The sequence below is a fragment of the Rhodococcus sp. MT28 genome, from assembly GCF_058792695.1.
Map to the genome: position 1 here is coordinate 669,788 of NZ_JBXAFD010000003.1, position 17,853 is coordinate 687,640.

17 protein-coding genes are annotated in these 17,853 nt (G+C 63.5%); 7 read left to right on the plus strand and 10 right to left on the minus strand.

Annotated elements, in window-relative coordinates:
• Positions 1 to 126 precede the first annotated feature (126 nt).
• A complete protein-coding gene (locus AC1Q6C_RS15700; RefSeq protein ID WP_042450945.1) occupies positions 127 to 483 on the minus strand; it encodes a hypothetical protein in 357 nt (118 codons plus the stop codon).
• A gap of 189 nt (positions 484 to 672) precedes the next feature.
• On the opposite strand from AC1Q6C_RS15700, the gene AC1Q6C_RS15705 reads away from it, so the two are divergent.
• Positions 673 to 1,011 carry an RNA polymerase-binding protein RbpA gene (locus AC1Q6C_RS15705; protein WP_003944971.1) on the plus strand — a complete coding sequence of 113 codons (339 nt, stop codon included), beginning with the start codon at positions 673 to 675 and terminating at the stop codon, positions 1,009 to 1,011.
• A 429-nt stretch (positions 1,012 to 1,440) separates the two neighbouring features.
• On the opposite strand, the gene AC1Q6C_RS15710 is transcribed toward AC1Q6C_RS15705, so the two are convergent.
• The 6 genes from AC1Q6C_RS15710 to AC1Q6C_RS15735 all read right to left on the minus strand — a co-directional run bounded on the left by AC1Q6C_RS15710 (position 1,441) and on the right by AC1Q6C_RS15735 (position 8,142).
• Entirely contained in the window at positions 1,441 to 2,619 is a 1,179-nt protein-coding gene (locus AC1Q6C_RS15710) for a PrsW family intramembrane metalloprotease (RefSeq protein ID WP_003944910.1), read from the minus strand.
• On the minus strand, positions 2,616 to 3,269 hold the full coding sequence (locus tag AC1Q6C_RS15715) for a hypothetical protein (protein ID WP_228232700.1): 654 nt from the start codon (positions 3,267 to 3,269) through the stop codon (positions 2,616 to 2,618). The genes AC1Q6C_RS15710 and AC1Q6C_RS15715 overlap by 4 nt, the downstream gene beginning before the upstream one ends.
• Before the next feature lie 136 nt (positions 3,270 to 3,405).
• Positions 3,406 to 4,236 carry a hypothetical protein gene (locus AC1Q6C_RS15720; RefSeq protein WP_047270554.1) on the minus strand — a complete coding sequence of 277 codons (831 nt, stop codon included), beginning with the start codon at positions 4,234 to 4,236 and terminating at the stop codon, positions 3,406 to 3,408.
• A 92-nt stretch (positions 4,237 to 4,328) separates the two neighbouring features.
• The gene (gene lnt / locus AC1Q6C_RS15725) at positions 4,329 to 5,897 is read right to left on the minus strand and encodes an apolipoprotein N-acyltransferase (RefSeq protein ID WP_030536364.1); all 1,569 of its coding nucleotides are present in this window, start codon (positions 5,895 to 5,897) and stop codon (positions 4,329 to 4,331) included.
• Positions 5,898 to 5,934: 37 nt separating this feature from the next.
• Positions 5,935 to 7,569, minus strand: a complete 1,635-nt coding sequence (locus tag AC1Q6C_RS15730) for an amidohydrolase (protein WP_064114398.1) — start codon at positions 7,567 to 7,569, stop codon at positions 5,935 to 5,937.
• 12 nt (positions 7,570 to 7,581) lie between these two features.
• A complete protein-coding gene (locus AC1Q6C_RS15735; RefSeq protein ID WP_003944915.1) occupies positions 7,582 to 8,142 on the minus strand; it encodes an FxsA family protein in 561 nt (186 codons plus the stop codon).
• A gap of 250 nt (positions 8,143 to 8,392) precedes the next feature.
• On the opposite strand from AC1Q6C_RS15735, the gene AC1Q6C_RS15740 reads away from it, so the two are divergent.
• Complete coding sequence (locus tag AC1Q6C_RS15740; protein WP_007729826.1) at positions 8,393 to 9,052, plus strand: hypothetical protein; 660 nt, start codon at positions 8,393 to 8,395, stop codon at positions 9,050 to 9,052.
• A 37-nt stretch (positions 9,053 to 9,089) separates the two neighbouring features.
• Here the strand turns inward: AC1Q6C_RS15740 and AC1Q6C_RS15745 are convergent, their stop codons facing one another.
• Together AC1Q6C_RS15745 and AC1Q6C_RS15750 are read right to left on the minus strand one after the other, a co-directional pair.
• Entirely contained in the window at positions 9,090 to 9,749 is a 660-nt protein-coding gene (locus AC1Q6C_RS15745) for a response regulator (RefSeq protein ID WP_003945024.1), read from the minus strand.
• 57 nt (positions 9,750 to 9,806) lie between these two features.
• Positions 9,807 to 10,970 (minus strand): sensor histidine kinase, encoded by a 1,164-nt coding sequence (locus AC1Q6C_RS15750; RefSeq protein ID WP_064114397.1) that lies wholly within the window; start codon positions 10,968 to 10,970, stop codon positions 9,807 to 9,809.
• 38 nt (positions 10,971 to 11,008) lie between these two features.
• On the opposite strand from AC1Q6C_RS15750, the gene AC1Q6C_RS15755 reads away from it, so the two are divergent.
• From AC1Q6C_RS15755 to AC1Q6C_RS15770, 4 genes are read left to right on the plus strand one after another with little or no spacing between them, the layout of a single operon-like run.
• Complete coding sequence (locus tag AC1Q6C_RS15755; protein ID WP_030536361.1) at positions 11,009 to 11,776, plus strand: TSUP family transporter; 768 nt, start codon at positions 11,009 to 11,011, stop codon at positions 11,774 to 11,776.
• A 30-nt stretch (positions 11,777 to 11,806) separates the two neighbouring features.
• Positions 11,807 to 13,327 (plus strand): TldD/PmbA family protein, encoded by a 1,521-nt coding sequence (locus tag AC1Q6C_RS15760; RefSeq protein WP_003944822.1) that lies wholly within the window; start codon positions 11,807 to 11,809, stop codon positions 13,325 to 13,327.
• Positions 13,324 to 14,682: a metallopeptidase TldD-related protein gene (locus AC1Q6C_RS15765; protein WP_492666693.1), complete on the plus strand. Its 1,359-nt coding sequence runs from the start codon at positions 13,324 to 13,326 to the stop codon at positions 14,680 to 14,682. The genes AC1Q6C_RS15760 and AC1Q6C_RS15765 overlap by 4 nt, the downstream gene beginning before the upstream one ends.
• Entirely contained in the window at positions 14,682 to 15,587 is a 906-nt protein-coding gene (locus AC1Q6C_RS15770) for a TIGR01777 family oxidoreductase (protein ID WP_492666694.1), read from the plus strand. Before AC1Q6C_RS15765 ends, AC1Q6C_RS15770 begins: the two co-directional genes overlap by 1 nt.
• Positions 15,588 to 15,594: 7 nt before the next feature.
• On the opposite strand, the gene AC1Q6C_RS15775 is transcribed toward AC1Q6C_RS15770, so the two are convergent.
• A complete protein-coding gene (locus AC1Q6C_RS15775) occupies positions 15,595 to 15,975 on the minus strand; it encodes a PPOX class F420-dependent oxidoreductase (RefSeq protein ID WP_058038797.1) in 381 nt (126 codons plus the stop codon).
• 218 nt (positions 15,976 to 16,193) lie between these two features.
• Here AC1Q6C_RS15775 and AC1Q6C_RS15780 point away from each other — a divergent pair, with 218 nt between their 5' ends.
• Positions 16,194 to 17,834 carry a GMC oxidoreductase gene (locus tag AC1Q6C_RS15780; RefSeq protein ID WP_492666710.1) on the plus strand — a complete coding sequence of 547 codons (1,641 nt, stop codon included), beginning with the start codon at positions 16,194 to 16,196 and terminating at the stop codon, positions 17,832 to 17,834.
• Positions 17,835 to 17,853: the final 19 nt, after the last annotated feature.

Below are 17,853 nucleotides of genomic sequence, written 5' to 3' on the forward strand. Positions count from 1 at the left end.
GCTTCGAAGTCCGAACCTCCCCGAAGGTCCGAACTCAGGATCAAAATTTGTCGTCGTCAGGCGTCAGGAGCACCGCAGTGTTGCAGTGCTCGACGCAAGGCTAGAAACCGGTTGCCCACACCTGCTCTACCGGAAACGTTCGGCTTCGCGGGCAAGCTCGGTCAACCGTTCACACAACTGTGTGAGCTCTGAACTCTCTGCGCCCTCGGCAACTGCTGTCGCCACATCTTCGGCAGCGCATCGGACCTCGAACATCCGATCCACGAGTTCGACCGCTTCGACTGCGGTCAAGATGACGGCGTCAGCCGGGATCGACGTGCCCTTGACGGCATTGCGCTGCTCGTACGCACGCTGTCGACAAGACTGGCTGCAGTACCGGCGTCGACGACCGACACCGGTCACCGCGACCTCTCGACCACACCACACACACGGGTTTCCCGAACGCGCAGACTGCGGTGATCCGACGCGTGTGCTCTCAGCCATGAATCGACACTGTACTCGAGATTCGGACGCCTTCGATGAACGCGCACGGTACCCGGTAAGATGGAGAGGTTGCGTCTTCTCGCCACACGGGAACCAATCGGGTGCTCGTGGCGTTGTAGATGAGTGTGAGCGTCTACTCCCCAAGTCAGGGCGCCCACCAGCGGTGACGAACGAAGAGAGGACACCACCATGGCAGATCGCGTACTTCGAGGTAGCCGACTCGGAGCTGTGAGCTACGAGACCGACCGTGACCATGACCTCGCGCCCCGTCGTATGGCCAAGTACAAGTGCGAGAACGGCGAGATCTTCGACATCCCGTTCGCGGACGAAGCCGAGATCCCCGGCACCTGGTTGTGCCGAAACGGCCTCGAAGGCACCCTCATGGAGGGGACTGCTCCCGAAGCCAAGAAGGTCAAGCCTCCCCGCACCCACTGGGACATGCTGCTCGAGCGTCGCTCGGTCGAGGAACTCGAAGAGCTCCTCAAAGAGCGTCTCGATTTGCTGAAGGCCAAGCGTCGCGGCGCATGAACTAGCACTTCGATCAAGACCGTCCGGTTCTACACCGGGCGGTCTTTCTCGTTCTTCGGGGAGTGATCGTTCACAAGTCGACGTCATACTTCGGCCCTTCTTCGACGTGGCAACTTCAGGATGCTTCGCGGTCCTCAAAGACACTTCAGGGCAACGTCATTCAGCATCCAGGCGCACTCGCGGGCCGACAGTGCGCAAATCCTGGACTTGCGCTGAAGAACCATCGGCACTGCTTCGTGCACCAGTGTGAGCTGTATCCCCCACCCCGCGACACACCAAACTTCGGTACACCAAACTTCGATACGGAGTGAACTGGTAGCCCAGTCACTCGGCCGGGTTGCTTGCCAAGTGACGATGGCAAGCAACCCGGCCGACTGGGGTGTGGGTGAATGATTTGCGGTGCTGAACGGTTCTTCCGCTACTTCCCGGTCACCGAGTGATGCTCTGTGCCGCGGTTCCTTGGCGGAGGCGGGTGATTTCGTTGCGTGATTCGACGACCTGGGGGCTGTCGTCGCCCTTGCTGACAGCTAGGTCGCTGCACAGATCCAGCGCGGCACGAACGATATGTCGTCGTTGGCGACGTTCGGTGCGAGTGGGTGCGGCTTTCGCGTAAGTGCGTTGTTGTCGCCATCCGCCGGCGGCTGTCACCTCGGCGTCGGTCAGGACGCCGGACTCGATTTCCGGGGCGAGAATGTCACGGACGAAGTGGGATTCACGTGGGTGCGCCCAGACGAACGCGATCCACAAGGCAGTGAACGCGAAGACGATGTCGCCGATCATGATGACGAACACGAGCGAACTGCTGCCGCCGGCGATCGCGAGCATGGAATCCCACACGCCGTGGATCAGGATGGGTGCCACGATCAACGCCAATCCGCGTCCGATCCGCCGGGGCTGGGCCGGGGTGCCGATCAGATAGATCACGCCGGCGCAGAAAAGGGCGGTGAACAGGGGATGAGAGACGATGTCGGAGTAGGTGCGGGTGGCGATGGAACCGAGCAGGCCGTCGGTTTGGTGGGCGCCGAAGCCCTGTGTTGCGCCGGCAATCGAGTACAGAAAGTCTTCGCTGGTCTGAAATCCCAAGCCGATGAAAGCACCGAGGAGCAGGCCGTCGGTTGCGGTGCGCACCAGGCGTGGTGCAAGCGCGAGGAGGACTACGATGCCGATGCCTTTGGCGGTTTCCTCCACGAAGGGTGCAGAGAGGCCCGCATGCCAGTCCTGAGCCCATACCTGCCCGAAAATCTTCGAGTAGAGCGAACCGACTGCTCCGTTCGCGGGTACTGCGATAGTGAACGTTGCTGCGGTGGCGCCCCAGATGAAGCCGGTGACCACTAGTCCTACGGGTTGGCGTTCGTAGCGGTCGATGTGCCGGAACCACCATGTCCAGACCGCGGCGCTGATGACGCCGACGATGCCGGCAACGAGGAGTGCGCGCCCGAAGTATCCGGCGAAGGGAGCAAACATCTGCCAGCCTTTGACGAGGCCGAATCCGCACATCCACAGGTATATCCAGAACACGACGTTGCGTGGCTGGAAGAAGTGAAATTTCTCGCCCCAGGCCGTCGTATCGAATGCGCGGGAGCGGGTTTCGAGGAGATCGGTGCTCACTTGGTGTCTCCCTCGTGTGTGCCGATAGAGGCGATCATGTCGGTGATTTCTCGACTGCGGGCGGCGATCTGATCGGGTGGGCCGACTACCTGTACCCGAATTCCCTTGCCGTCGACGACGAATGTGGTCACCGATCCGGCGGACCGCGGAGTGTCAAAGCTGACCTGGACGCCGCTCAGACCCCCGGCGGTGCTGATCGGCTGGCGCGCACCGGAGACCGCAAGCACGGAACTGCCGTTCGTCGCAAGACTCACGGCATCTGTTTGGGAGAGGAGCTCGTCGGCAGTTCCACTGAATGTGTCGGCGTCGACGCTCACGGTGACGGTGCCATCGGTCAACGTCACACGTGGGAGCGAATCGGACGCGCCATGTTGGTCGGTTCGGAAACCACTGTCGACATTCCAGCCCGCAGGTACGGCGAAGGAGACCGTTTCGGTCACGGCCATCCGGTCTCCGGCGCCGGTTGGATCTTCGGAGGAGACAGCGGAATCGATGGCGGGCACGATCACGGTCCAGAGCATCCACACCGCCAAGATCGCGAGGGCGTGTGGGAAGACTCGTGTGTCGAATCCGAGGAAGCGGTGATCCGCTGGTGGACGTCTTCCGTGTAGGGGCTCGTGCTTGTGTGCAGTACTCGAAATAACGCTCAATTTCCCTCGTTTCCATTGCACAGCAGGTGCACTGACTATCGCAGAAACGGACAAATTCCGTGCATCAGCCGGCACCTGCCGGTCATCGAGACGATCGTGCACCAAGTTCCCGTAGGCGCGAGATCACCGAGAGCTCCTAGTCGACTGTGAATCTTCGCATCGCCAGATGTCCGAACACGCCGACCAGAATCAACGTGACGCCTGCGGTCACGGAAACGGAGTCGGTCACCAACCCCGCGATGCCGGTCACGGCTACGAACACCGGCAAAAAGTCGAACAGCCTGAAAATCGACTGCGGTGGTTCGGTTTCGAGGCCCTGAGCCTGAGCGGCCTTGTTCGGCGCATACTCGGGGTACCACTCGGTGAAGGAGATCGCGAAGAAGGTTCCGAGCAACTGCAGAATCCATCCGGTCCAGAAGTTGTCACCGTCGTGCAGCAGTGCGTCTCCGAACAGGCCCACCACGGCCGACCAGGTGAAGGCGAGAGCCCACACCGCCGTAATGACGTAGTTGATGCGCAGAAACAGTGGCGTCGTCCAATACTCTTCAGGCGTCGACTCTTTCGCGTACTGCAAAGTGAAAGGATTGCGGAGCAGGATCGATCCGAAGGCAAAGACCACCAGCGCGATGTTGGTCAGTTCGCCTCCCCAGAGTTCGAACCACCGAATCGTGTTCGCCGACGCGAGGAGGCCGATGGCCGCCAGAACGCCGAAGAACACGACGTCGAAGACCTCCAACAGCTTCACGGTGCCGCCGCGCCGGTGACTGGCCGCCAAGATCAGCAGCGACAACCCGAGGGCTGCGGCCGCGGATTCCTCGAACCTTCCCGGCCCGGAGAGCAAAGACAGCAAGATCCACGGTGACAGGCCGGCGAGCGGTGACTGCAGAACCGCGTCGACGACACTGGTTTTGTGAACTGCATCCCGGGGCTCGGACTTGTCTGGCTCGGTTTTCTCAGGCTCGGTCACAAGAAGCCGCCTTACGCAGGAACGGGTGGCACAGCGAGTACCCGCGTAGGCGCTCCTCGGAACATCGGCAGCCCTAATATCCGATGCTCGGCTCAGATTGCCGCAGTCTCCTCGGGTGAGTGCTCAGCCTGATCTCGGCGCCGGGCCAGCACTGCCATGGCAATCGCGCCGACCGCGATGATGCTGAGCACGATCTCCGGCACCGGACCTACTCGGCTGGCAAGGGTGGAACTGGTCGAGAGCGGCACCTTCGCCACCAGGGCCGCCGGCACGAACAGGTCGGTTTGCGAAGTCACCGCACCGTCGGGAGCGATGATGGCGCTGACACCACTGGTTGCGGCGACAACGACGGCGCGGCCGTGCTCGACTGCCCGCACACGCGACATTGCCAGCTGCTGATAGGTCATCTCGGTGTCCCCGAAAGTGGCGTTGTTGGTCGGTACCGCCAGCAACTGTGCACCGTTGCGCACCGATTCCTGGAACGCCCGGTCGAACGCCACCTCGTAACAAGTCGCGACACCGATGGGTACTCCCGCTGCATGGACAACGCCGTTGCCCTCGCCGGGAACGAAATTGCCCGCGCGATCGGCGTACGAGGAGAAGTTCCGGAAGAAGCTTCGGTAGGGCAGGTATTCGCCGAACGGCTGAATGATCTTCTTGTCGTGCTGTTCCTGAGGACCGTTGGCGCCGTCCCACACGATCACCGAATTGGTAGTCGTACGATCGGCATTCACGAGTACGGTGCCGACAAGAATCGGCGCTCCGATCGCTTCGGAGGCCCGGGTGATGTCGGCAGCGGCATCGGCGTTTCGCAGGGGGTCGATGTCCGAGGCGTTCTCCGGCCAGATCACGACGTCAGGCTGATCGACGCGGCCCGCGTCCACCTCGGCAGCAAGTTTCACGGTTTCGGCGACATGGTTGTCGAGGACCTGCTTGCGTTGCGAGTTGAAGTCCAAGCCCAACCTCGGAACGCTTCCCTGAATGGCGGCGACGGTGATCGTTCGATCACCGGAATCCATGGTGGACAAGAACGGCGACACCGCGAGAGCAATGATCACGGGCACGAGGGCAGCGGCAACAGCTCCGAAGAATCCTCGGTCCCATCGTTTGGCCGCGACAGCGACTGCAACTGCTGCCAAGCCGGTACCGGTCAGGGCCACCGCGAAGCTGAGCAGCGGCGCACCGCCGACACTCGCAAGAGGGAGGAGCCACCCTTCGGATTGACCGAATGCGAGCCTGCCCCAAGGAAATCCGCCGAAAGGAACGCTGGAACGAAGCCACTCGGTGAGCGTCCAGGTCGCAGCAATCCACAAGGGTGCCCATGGCAACCTCGCCACCAGAACCGCAAGCAGCCCGAACAGTCCGATGAACAACGACTCCACCGCGGCCAACGCGATCCACGGGACCGCACCTACGAACACACCGATCCACGGAAGCAACGGCACCAGAAATCCGAGACCAGCCAAGTATCCGTAACCGAAGCCGGCACGAAGGCGCAGTCCGCCGCGCCCGAAGTTCGTCAACACACACGTCAGAAGAGCGATCCCGACGGGCGCCAAGAACCACAGCGGGCGGGGTGGGAACCCTGCGAAGATCAGGAATCCACCTGCGGCCGCGTACAGCGAACGTAGCCATGCGGAACCGGTGAGCACAGCGCTCACACGGGAGCGATCACCGACAGACGCCTCTGCGCCGGCCTCACTCACTCGACGAGCCGCGCTGATAGACGACGCGTCCGCGATGCACCGACTTGATGCAGACCGGAATCGGCGCATCTTCCGCCAGCCTCGGCAGAGCGGGTACGCGCGAGCGCGGATCGGTAGACCATCGCTGAACCGAGTCGGCGGGTGCGCTCACTTCGAGTTCGCCTGCCTCCCACAACACGTAGGAGGCCGGTGCGCCCGGATTGAGGGTTCCCGCGGCGCCGTCCCGCACTCCGCCCGCGCGCCAGGCGCCGCGAGTTGCCGCGGAGAAGGCCGCACGCGGCGAGATTCCACTTCCGTCGGTGCGGTGCTGGACAGCGGCGCGCAGCATCGCCCACGGCTCGATGGGGGTGACCGGGGCGTCGGAGCTGAATGCGAGCGAGACACCCTTACCGGCAGCAGGTGCAAACGGATTCAACGCTGCTGCGCGCTCTACTCCCAGGCGCGTGGCGTACAGACCGTCGGCGCCACCCCACAGTGCGTCGAACACCGGTTGGACGCTAGCGATGACACCCAAGGCGGCAAAGGTTTCCGCGTCGGCCATGGACATCATTTCCGCGTGCTCGAGGCGGTGACCCAACGCGGCGACCCTGGGGCCACCCAGTTCGTCGGCGACCCTGCGGAACGCGGCAGCTGCCGACGAGACGGCGCCGTCACCGATGGCATGGAACCCGGCCTGGACGCCCGCGAGGGTACAGGCCCGGATGTGTGCGGCGATCGCGTCGACGTCGAGGTAGGCATTGCCCGTCGAATCAGGTTGGTCTGCATAGGGTTCGAGCAACCACGCGGTATGCGAACCGAGCGAGCCGTCGATGAAGAGATCCCCGCCGAGTCCGTCTGCTCCGGTTTTGTCGATGAGCGCGCGAGCATCCTCTTCGCTGTCGACACGCTCACCCCAGTAGCCCCGAACCTCCACGCCGTGATCGTGGGCCAACAGTTCCTGGAAATCGGTCAATCCCGAGATGTCCGGTCCCCCGCACTCGTGAACGGCCACGATTCCGCGTGAGGCGCAGAGATCGAGCGCAGCGGTACGAGCAGACGCGCGCTGAGTTTCCGTCAGCAGATTCCGAGCGGCATTGCGCGCCAGGTGGTGTGCGTCGAACGTCAACGGGCCTTCGGCTGAGTATCCAGCGGTGTCGGCGAGGCCGGAGATCCCGTCGCGCAATGCGCTCGAGCACGCGGCCGAGTGAACGTCGATCCGCGAGAGATACACCTTGCGGCCAGGGGCGGCCGCGTCGAGATCTGCGGTCGACGGCGGGGTCTGCTCGGCCCACTCGGTGTCGTCCCAACCGTGTCCCCAGATGACTGCGTCGGGATGGGCAGTTTCGGGGTTCGCGGCTGCGAATGTTCGTACTCGCGAGAGACATTCGTCCAGAGAGTTCGCGCCCACGAGATCGAGGCCGACGAGATTGAGTCCCAGTGCGGTGATGTGGACGTGGGTGTCGACGAACCCGGGAGTGACAAACGCACCACCCAGGTCTTCGATCTCCGCGGCGGGGTGCAACGCCCGTCCGGCGCGCTCGTCGCCGACCCACACGACGGTGCCGTCGGTGATGGCGATCGAGGTCGCATCAGGTGCAAATGAACTGTAGATCCGGCCGTTGACCAGCAGACGAGTAGTCACGAGCACCCAGTCTGCCTGTTAGTACTGCGGCCCCCGCGAACGGGTGGGTGTATCCGTGTCCAGAATCTCACCCTCGAGGACGAGTTCCTTGCCGTTGCTGGCGACGTACTCGGTGGTTTCGGGTGTCTCGACGATGATCTCGCCGTCGATCACCTCGCCGTTTCCGCGCATCCGCGCCGCGTAGCCGACGGTTCCGGCGAAGGCGTCACCACCGGCGGCAAATGCTGCTGCGCGCTTACCTGCCAGGAGCACTGCAAGCGGGCGCAGCGCCCAGCGGGTCGGCGGAATCAGAAGCAGCAGGCCCAGAACCGAAGTCACGAGTCCGGGTACGAACATCAACGCGGAGCCCGCCGCGACCAAGGCGCCGTCGGCGACCGCCAGTGACGGCGATCCCTCACCCCGCGTGGCCTTACGGAACCCGTCCATGACCCTTCGCCACTGCGAGCGCATGAGGATCAATCCGACAAGCGATCCGGCGAGAAACAGCAGCACTGTCCAGGCGACACCGATGGCGTTGCCCACGATGACCAAGGCTGCGATCTCGACGATCACGTAGAGGAGAAATACGGCGGCGATCATGACGTCCCCTTTCAGACGGTCTATTCGTTCAACGCTCGAGGGACCGGTTTTTCTCCCGACAACGACGCAGAGGTGCAAAACAGGTGGGTGCCGTGAGTCACACGGGCCTTCTCTCACGCACGTGCGACTTGCCTGGCGTTAACTAACGCTCCGCTAACGATTCTAAACCTCAAGTTGACGTTGAGACTCTGCGCATGGTCAAGTCACTTCGGGCCGCATTTCCCGGCCTCATGAAATGAAGGAGCCCGACATGAGCCGACTCCCCGGCAAGACACTCGCCCGACGCATTCCCGCTGCCATCGCCGGCACTGCCGCCGTCGTGGCACTCACCGCCGGCAGCGCGATGATCAGCGCGGGAACCGCGGCCGCAGAACCGGTGGTACCCGAAGGAATTGCCGCGCTGATCGCGCAGGCCGCAGCCATCTCCCCCGAAGCCTCTGCTGCTGTTCAGCAGTTGATCGGCACGGCAGGCGCTGATCAGATCACGACCGCTCTCGATCTCCCGGACATCGGCGTCACCAAGCCGCAGTCGTTCATGTACCCCGCACCGACGGTCGGGTGTGGCGTGGCCGGTGAACCCGTCACCGTCACCCTCAGCTCCGCACAGGCCGGTCCGAACTTCCCGTTGCCGCCGTGGGTCGAGGCCGACCATCTCCGTTTCCAGGCAATCCCGGGTTACGTCGGCATACCCAAGACCTCAGGGTTGAGTGTTGCCTGGATCAACGTCGGCACGTTCAAGGGCGGCATCGTCCCGTTGGACGAGAAGTTGCCCGTACTCGATACGCCGTTGCTCTCGAAGGTCGTCGACACCGGTGACGGCAAGGTGTTTGCCGCTCTGTTCGGCAATGTCGATTACGCAGACGGGAAGACCTGCATCGTGCTGCCAACAGTGGGCTCTTTTGATGCTTGAGCAGAGCGAAACGCTCGATCCCTGACAGGCGGCTGGCCTACGCGCCCGGAGTCACCAGTCCGGTCTCGTAGGCCAGCACCACAGCCTGCACACGATCACGCAGATCGAGTTTGGTGAGAATGCGTCCGACGTGCGACTTGATCGTCGATTCGGACAGGTACAGCTGCTGTGCGATCTCGATGTTCGACAGTCCCGTGGCCACGTGTCCGAGGACTTCGCGTTCGCGTTCGGTCAGGACGTCGAGAACTACCGGATCGCGCCGGGGCGCCGGACCGTCCACGATGAACCTCGACAGCAGACGACGTGTCACCTTCGGGGAAACAACCGCGTCACCGGCTGCCACGCTGCGGATTGCCGACACGAGATCCTCGGGCGGGGTGTCCTTGAGAAGGAAGCCGCTGGCTCCGGCGCGCAAGGCACCGAGAGCGTGTTCGTCCAGGTCGAAGGTCGTCATCACCAGGACCCTGGATTCGATCCCGGAGGCAAGAATCTGCTCGGTCGCTTTCACTCCGTCGACAATCGGCATCCGCACGTCCATCAACACGACGTCAGGCTTCAGCGCCACCGCCGCTGCGACCGCCGCGGCCCCGTCGCCGGCCTCACCGATGACGGAGATGTCTTCATGTGCTTCGAGCACCATGTTCAGGCCCATCCGCATGAGTTCCTGGTCGTCGACTAGCAGCACGGTGATGGGCACGGCGTAAACCTATCGGGCCTGAGACGTCGGTGCCAATGCGATTGCGGCGAGCCGGTATCAATCGTGGATCTCGAGCGGCAGCTCTGCGTACACACGCCAACTGCCGTCGGGGCGTCGTCCCGTCTCGAGTGTCCCGTGCAGTACCGCCACCCGCTCACGCATTCCGACCAGTCCATTCCCCGAACCGTGGGAGAAGGTCGAACTCGACGTTCCGTTGTCGACGACCTCGAGTAGTACCGCGGTGTCGGTGCGGCGCACGGTGACTCGTGCCTTCGGGTTTGCGCCGGCGTGGCGGAGGACATTGGTCAGTGACTCTTGGACCAGGCGATGAATGCCCAGGCTGACTGAAGGACTGACGTCGTCGAGCTCGCCGGTCAGCTCGAGGCGCACGCCGAGACCAGCGGCCCGCATCATCTCGACGACCTTGGCGATGCCGGCAGTTCCGTGTTGCGGCATCGCATCAGTACTGACCTCGGTGCGCAGCAGCGAGACGGTACGGCGAAGCTCGGCAAGGGCGTCGCGTCCGGTGCTGGAGATGTTGCCGAGCGCCTTCTTGGCCAACGCGGGATTGGAATCGACCGCATACGACGCGCCGTCGGCCTGGACGATCATCACGCTGACCGCGTGGGCGACGACATCGTGGAGTTCGCGGGCGATTCGGGTTCTTTCCGTGGCCACCGCATCCTCGGCCCGCCGATCCCGTTCGTATTCGGCCACTTCGAGTCTGGCGGCCACTTCCTCGTCGTAGGCGCGGCGGGCGCTCAAGAACTCGGCGGTGATCCAGGCGAGTGCATAGAGCAGGGTCGCAATGATGATCGTGAGGATCACGTCTTCGCGGATGACGAGCAACGAGAGTGTCATGTCCAGGGCAAGGAAGCACGCGAAAATCGCCCCGGTGCGTCGATCGACATACGCAACGAGTGTGTAGAGCGAGACCCCGAGCGCCAACAGGCCTGGATGTTCCGCAGCCGGATCCCCTGTCGCCCACATCATCAAGGTTGCGAAGTACGACATCGACAAGATCGACGCGGCGGAGATACGCGGATATTTGCGACGCCACACGACGGGAAGGCAGATCAGAAATCCGACGACGAGCTGAGGCCACCGCTCCTCACGCGGCGAACTGACGAACGTGACTACCTCGAGCGCGAAGAACACGAGCGCCAGCGCGCTGTCCGCGATCATCGGCTTTCCTCGCAGCCACAGGCTGAACCTCCGCATGTGCTCAAGAGTGTCACAGCTGTGAAAGAGTCACCGCCGTGGATATTGCTGATTGGGGACTGCTGATGACGGCAGCGACGGCGGCGGGTTGGGTCGACGCCGTGGTCGGCGGCGGTGGATTGATTCTGTTGCCGGCGCTCTTTCTGGTCGCCCCGCAATTGACCCCACAGGCGGCACTGGCCACCAATAAATTGACGGCATTCACCGGGACGAGTGCTGCGGTGTACACGTTCTCCCGTCGAATCCCGATGGAGTGGCGGCAGATGGCGCCGGCAGCCGCGTTGGCTGCGGTGACGGCCGCGTGCGGGGCGGCGGCCGTTTCGCTGATCGACAAGAAGTACTTCATTCCGATCGTGATGGTCGTCCTCGTCGCCGTCGCCGTCTTCGTGACCATGCGTCCGACGCTGGGCACCACGATCGCGACCCATCGTCCGACGCAGCGCAAGACCGTCCTCGTCCTGCTGCTCTCCGCCGGACTCATCGGCCTCTACGACGGTCTGCTCGGACCCGGCACCGGCACCTTCCTCATCATCAGCTTCGCGACCTTCCTCGGAACCGAATTCGTTCGGAGCGCAGCGATGGCGAAGGTGATCAATCTCGGTTCCAATTTCGGCGCGCTCGCCTACTTCGCCGTCACCGGGCATGTCTGGTGGAGTTTGGGTTTGGCGATGGCGGTGTGCAACGTTCTCGGCGCGGTCATCGGTTCGCGGATGGCGCTGAGCAAGGGATCCGGATTCGTGCGGATCACGCTGTTGGTGGTCGTGATCGCCATGGTGATTCGCCTCGGATGGCAGCAGTTCGGCTGAGATCGGCGGTCGTCGGCTAGCGTCGTGTGCGTGACCGTCACCCGAGATGTCGATGCAGATTTCCTCGCCCTCCCGCTGCGAGCTGTCGCTGATGCGGCGCTGTCGGCAGCGAGAACGGCCGGCGCCCAGCACGCCGATGTTCGTGTCCACCGCGTGCTCACACAGTCGATCAGGTTGCGCGACGGCGTAGTTCAGGCGGTGTCCGACGGAGACGAGATCGGGGTCGCCGTCCGTGTGATCGTCGACGGCACGTGGGGATTCGCCTCGCACGCCGAGGTGTCCCCCGATGTCGCTGCTGCGCTGGCACGCCAAGCGGTCGAGGTCGCGAAGGCATTGCGCTCGCTCAATCGGGATCCGGTCACCCTCGCCGACGAGCCCGTCTACGCCGACGCGACGTGGGTGTCGCCGTACCTCGAAGATCCCTTCGCGACACCGACGGCCGAGAAGGTAGGCCTGCTGGTCGACTACTCCGGACGGCTTCAAGCCGCCGACGGCGTGGATCACGTCACGGCGAGTGTCCTCCAGGTCAAGGAGCAGACCTTCTACGCGGATCTGGCCGGTTCGTCGATCACCCAGCAACGGGTGCGTCTGCACCCCGAGTTCGAGGCGACCGCCGTCGACAAGTCGGCCGGCAGCTTCGAATCGATGCGCACCTTGGCGCCGCCGGTAGGCCGAGGATGGGAGTACCTCGGGGCGGAGAGCACATGGAACTGGGGCGATGAGCTCGCGCAGATCCCGGAGTGGCTGGCCGAGAAGACCAAGGCACCGACCGTCGAAGCGGGTCCGACCGACCTCGTGATCGATCCGACCAATCTGTGGCTCACGATCCACGAATCCATCGGACACGCCACCGAATACGACCGGGCGATCGGCTACGAAGCGGCCTACGCCGGTACGTCGTTCGCGACGCCGGACAAGCTGGGAACGCTGAAATACGGAACGCCACTCATGCACGTGACCGCCGATCGTAACGAAGAGCACGGCCTGGCCAGCGTCGGATTCGACGACGACGGCGTCGCCTCTCAACGGTGGGATCTGGTGGCAGAGGGAACACTGGTCGGGTATCAACTAGACCGCGTGTTCGCGCCGAGGCTGGGGCTGACGCGTTCCAACGGTTGCTCGTACGCAGACTCCGCACATCACGTTCCCATCCAGCGAATGGCCAACGTCTCGCTCTCCCCCGACCCTTCTACGGACACCTCGACTGCAGACCTGATCTCGCGAGTCGAGAACGGCATCTACGTCGTCGGTGACAAGTCCTGGTCGATCGACATGCAGCGCTACAACTTTCAGTTCACCGGTCAGCGGTTCTTCAAGATCCGTGACGGAAAGCTCGACGGTCAGGTGCGTGACGTGGCGTATCAGGCGACGACGACGGATTTCTGGGGCTCGATGGAAGCCGTTGGCGGTGAGTCGACCTGGCGCCTGCAGGGCGCGTTCAACTGCGGCAAGGCACAACCCGGTCAGGTTGCGGCGGTCAGCCACGGCTGCCCGTCCGCTCTGTTCCGCGGAGTCAACATCCTCAATACTCGTTCGGAGGCTCAGCAGTGATCGATCCGCAGCAGGTCGTCGAGCGTGCATTGGCCGCGAGGACGGTAGACGAATCGTTGGTGATCGTGACCGATGCGAGTGAGGCGTCGCTGCGGTGGGCCAACAATTCGATGACCACCAACGGAGTTTCGCTGTCCCGGACGTGCACGGTGATCTCGATCGTGCGCGAGGGTGACATCGCGAAGGTGGGCACTGTCAGTTCCAGCAGTGTCGATCCGGAGCAGATTTCCGTACTCGTACAGGCAAGCGAAGAAGCTGCGCGCACAGCCACTCCGGCTGACGACGCGTCCGACCTGATCACGCAGTCGGCGGCAGAGACCGACTGGGACCTGCCGGCCGCCCTGACCGACATCGGTGTCTTTGCTCAGTTGGCTGCCGACCTGGCGAAGGGCTTCGACGGCGGCGACCAGTTGTTCGGCTTCGCTCACCACCAGTTGCACACCACCTGGCTCGGAACTTCGACGGGCGTGCGACGTAGAACGGCTCAGGCCACCGGCTCCGTGGAAATCAACGGCAAGCGCGGCGACGCCAGCGCCTGGGTCGGATCCGGAACTGTCGATTTCAGCGATATCTCGATACCGAAGCTCTTGTCGCAGTTGACCACTCGACTCGACTGGGCGGGTAACTCCGTCAGTCTGCCTGCCGGCCGCTACGAGACAATTCTTCCGCCGTCGGCTGTGGCGGACCTGATGATCTATCTGATGTGGACCATGGAGGGTCGCGGCGCCGAAGAGGGCCACACCGCACTGTCCACCACCGGTGGTACCCGGATCGGCGAGAAGCTCGGATTGCCACTGACACTCACCTCCGACCCCGGCGCCGAGGGCTTGCAATCCGCGCCGTTCGTGATCACGACGTCGTCGAGTGAATCCGTCTCACTGTTCGACAACGGTATGGAGATCGAACCCGTCGACTGGGTCCGAGACGGCGTCGTCAATGCGCTGGCGTACCCGCGCCACGCTGCACGAGAATTCGGTCGACCTGTCGCAGTTCCCGGCGACAATCTCATCCTGACCGGTGGTGACGACACCTCGATCGAGGACATGATCGCAGGTACCGAGAAGGGTCTACTGCTCACAACCCTCTGGTACATCCGTGAGGTGGATCCGACGACGCTGCTGTTGACCGGACTCACCCGTGACGGGGTGTATTTGATCGAGGACGGCAAGATCGTCGGCGCCGTCAACAACTTCCGTTTCAACGAGAGTCCGCTCGATCTCCTGCGGCGGGTCACCGAGGCTGGACGCACCGAGATCACGCTTCCTCGGGAGTGGAAAGATTGGTTCACCCGCACGGCCATGCCGCCGATGCGCATTCCCGACTTCCACATGTCCTCCGTCAGCCAGGCGCAGTGATGGCGAAGGTCGTGATCGCCGGCGGCACCGGTGCTCTCGGCCGCCGAATCAGCGACGATCTCGCGGACCGCGGATATGACGTCGTGGTCCTGACTCGCTCACCGAAACCCGGCAGGCACAGGCAGGTTCAGTGGGACTGCGTCACGGTGGGCGACTGGGCAGGAGAACTCGACGGCGCATCGGTGATCAATCTGGCCGGCGAGTTGGTCGATCGCCGACCCACACCGGCAAACATCGCACTACTCACCAACTCCCGAGTCGATCCGACCCGCGCGCTGGTCGAAGCGTCGAAACTACTGGCGAACCCTGTTCCGGTGTGGATCCAGGCGAGCACGCTCGCGATCTACGGCGACGCCGGAGAGACCCGGCTCGACGAGGCTTCCCCACTCGCTGACGGACCACCTCAGATGACCGACGTCGCAAAGGACTGGGAGGCAGCGGTCGAAGGAGCAAACGCGTCACGAGTGGTGATCCTGCGAACCAGTGTCGTGTTGGAGAAGGGCACACCGGCGCTCGAGCGACTGCTGTTGCTCGTGCGTCTCGGTCTGGGCGGACGCGTCGCCTCGGGTAGGCAGTGGACCAGTTGGATTCACATCGAGGACTGGCTGTCGATAGTGCGCTGGGCACTCGAACCCGATTCGGCTGCCTCGGGCGTGGTCATCGCGACGGCTCCGGATCCCGTCCGAAACTCAGAGCTGATGGCCGGGCTGCGCAAGCACCTTCACCGGCCGCCTGCGCCGCCGACGCCCGCTTTCATGGTCAGATTCGGCGCGTTCCTTCTTCGCAGCGACGCTGCCCTGGGCCTGACGGGTCGTCATGCCGTATCGAAAGTGTTGGCGGACAAAGGCTTCCCCTTCACGTATCCGCGGTTCGATTCAGCGTTGGACGATCTGCTCGGCAACTGACGCGCGGTCAGGCTGCAGTGATGGCAAGTCCGATCGTTCCGGTCTTGCCGCGGCGAAGGAGACTGCCTTTCATGGTGATCCAGCCGAGGATTCCGTACCGACGTGCTATCGCGTCGCGAGCATGATCGGTGCCCGGCGCGTCGAGGATCTCGGCGACGGCGGCCACCGGTTCACCCTTGGGATTTCCCCGAGCGTCACACGCAGCGACGGTGACCGACGGGTTTCGCCTGATGCGCTTGACCTTGTAGGAATCGGTGACGGTCCACATCAGGAGCTTGTCGCCGTCCGGCGCGGCCCAGAGCGGAGTCGCCACCGGCGTTCCGTCCTTGCGGAAGGTCGTGAGTAGGACGTACTTGGCCTCGGAGACGCGCTTGAAGTCGGAGTTCACTCCTCGAGGATAGGTGCGAGCGCCTCTCGCTGAACATCGACAGGTTTCCGCGACTATCTGGCGACCGATCAGTACCACCCAGGAAGTGCCACTTATGCACGTTTTATCCGGTTCTTCTTGACGTCGGACACGCCGTTTCGTCCCCGAACTCCATCTCGAGTTATTCTGAGGCAAACCGTCGAACTGGGGAGTCGAACTTACACATGCAGCGCCGTGACATGCAGCGTCGTGACTTTTTCAAAGCCGCCGGGGCGGGGGCAGCAGTTGCCGCCGCGACACCGCTCATCTCGACGTCGACCAGCCACGCCACCCCCGCACCACTGCGGGCGCTCCCGATGGGTGCTGATCACTACCGCGCGCTCGTCCCCGAGTTGTTCGCACCCTCTCCTACTCCCCCGGAGCATTCCGAAGCCATCGTCATCGGGTCCGGATTCGGCGCAAGCGCCACCGCCCTCAGACTGGCGCAGAGCGGCACCCAGATCACCATCCTCGAACGCGGACTTCGCTGGCCCCACGATCCGCAACGGGAGATTCACACCTCCGACATGCTGGCCGACGGCCGCGGAGTCTTCCGGCGAACATCGTTCACCAACCTCACCGGACTCCCCGTGGCGTGCGACTACTTCAGCGGCGTCCTCGATGCCACCGACTACGAACACATCTCGGTCTGGCGCGGCGCTGCAGTCGGCGGTGGTTCCATCATCTTCACCGGCGTGATGATCGCGCCCGAGCGCCGATTCTTCGACGCAGTCTTCGGCAACTCCCTCGACTACGACGAGATGGCGTCCACCTGGTACCCCAAGGTGCGCCAGATGCTGCGTCTGAGCCCGTTGCCCGAAGACATTTACCAAACCCCGAATTTCGGCCACTCGCGTCGTTGGGATCAGGACGCTCGTCGTGCCGGATTCGATCCGCAGCGGATCGACGGGATCTGGAACTGGGACGTGGTGCGCTCAGAACTCGACGGCCGAACCCGAGCCTCGGCCACTGTCGGTGACAGCAACATGGGTAACTCCAACGGCGCGAAGTTCGACCTCACACAGAACTACATTCCCGCCGCCGAAGCCACCGGACGAGCTACCGTCTGTTACGGACATCAGGTGCTCGCGATCAGTCGCGAACGTGATGGACGCTACGTCGTCGACGTCGAATCGACGGATCCGACGGGTGGCGTTCTGGCCCGGAAGACTCTTACCTGTGACCGTCTGTTCCTCGCCGCCGGCTCGATCGGCACCTCCGAACTGCTGGTACGCGCCCAGGCGACGGGCGCGCTGCCGAACCTCAACGAACACGTCGGTAAGGGCTGGGGAACGAACGGCGACGCCGGGATGGTGCGCTCGTTCGGCTTCAGTGACGGCACTGCGCAAGCCGCACCGTCGGCATCACGCATCGTCGACGAGTCGGGAATGCCACTCTCCCTGGAAAATTGGTACGTCCCCGGCCTACCCGTCAACATCGGCATGCTCGGAACATTGGGGATGACCCTCGACTCGCAGCGCGCCGACTTCGCCTACGACGGCGGCTCCGATCGGGTGGTGCTGAACTGGCCGAAGAACGGCAACGACGCCACCGTCGAGGCACTACGCGCCGTCCAGAACAAGATGGCCTTCGCCGGCACCACGCTGCCGTCGGCATTGCCGTTCGCGAAGGACGTCAATTCCTCGTTCACCGCGCATCCCCTAGGCGGTGCGGTTCTGGGCAAGGCCACCGACGGTTACGGGCGAGTCAAGGGCTACGACGGCCTGTACGTGATGGACGGCGCTGCCATTCCGGGCAGCACCGGCACCGTCAATCCGTCACTGACCATCACTGCTCTGGCGGAGCGGAACATCGCTCAGATCATCAAGTCCGGCCGCTGACACACTTCAGCGCCCGGAC

What these genes read in the sequence shown, in the direction of transcription:
- AC1Q6C_RS15700 (WP_042450945.1), bottom strand. Translation starts at nt 483, where the DNA reads ATGGCTGAGAGCACACGCGTCGGATCACCGCAGTCTGCGCGTTCGGGA.
- AC1Q6C_RS15705 (WP_003944971.1), top strand. Translation starts at nt 673, where the DNA reads ATGGCAGATCGCGTACTTCGAGGTAGCCGACTCGGAGCTGTGAGCTAC.
- AC1Q6C_RS15735 (WP_003944915.1), bottom strand. Translation starts at nt 8,142, where the DNA reads ATGATCGCCGCCGTATTTCTCCTCTACGTGATCGTCGAGATCGCAGCC.
- AC1Q6C_RS15740 (WP_007729826.1), top strand. Translation starts at nt 8,393, where the DNA reads ATGAGCCGACTCCCCGGCAAGACACTCGCCCGACGCATTCCCGCTGCC.
- AC1Q6C_RS15750 (WP_064114397.1), bottom strand. Translation starts at nt 10,970, where the DNA reads ATGCGGAGGTTCAGCCTGTGGCTGCGAGGAAAGCCGATGATCGCGGAC.
- AC1Q6C_RS15770 (WP_492666694.1), top strand. Translation starts at nt 14,682, where the DNA reads ATGGCGAAGGTCGTGATCGCCGGCGGCACCGGTGCTCTCGGCCGCCGA.
- AC1Q6C_RS15780 (WP_492666710.1), top strand. Translation starts at nt 16,194, where the DNA reads ATGCAGCGTCGTGACTTTTTCAAAGCCGCCGGGGCGGGGGCAGCAGTT.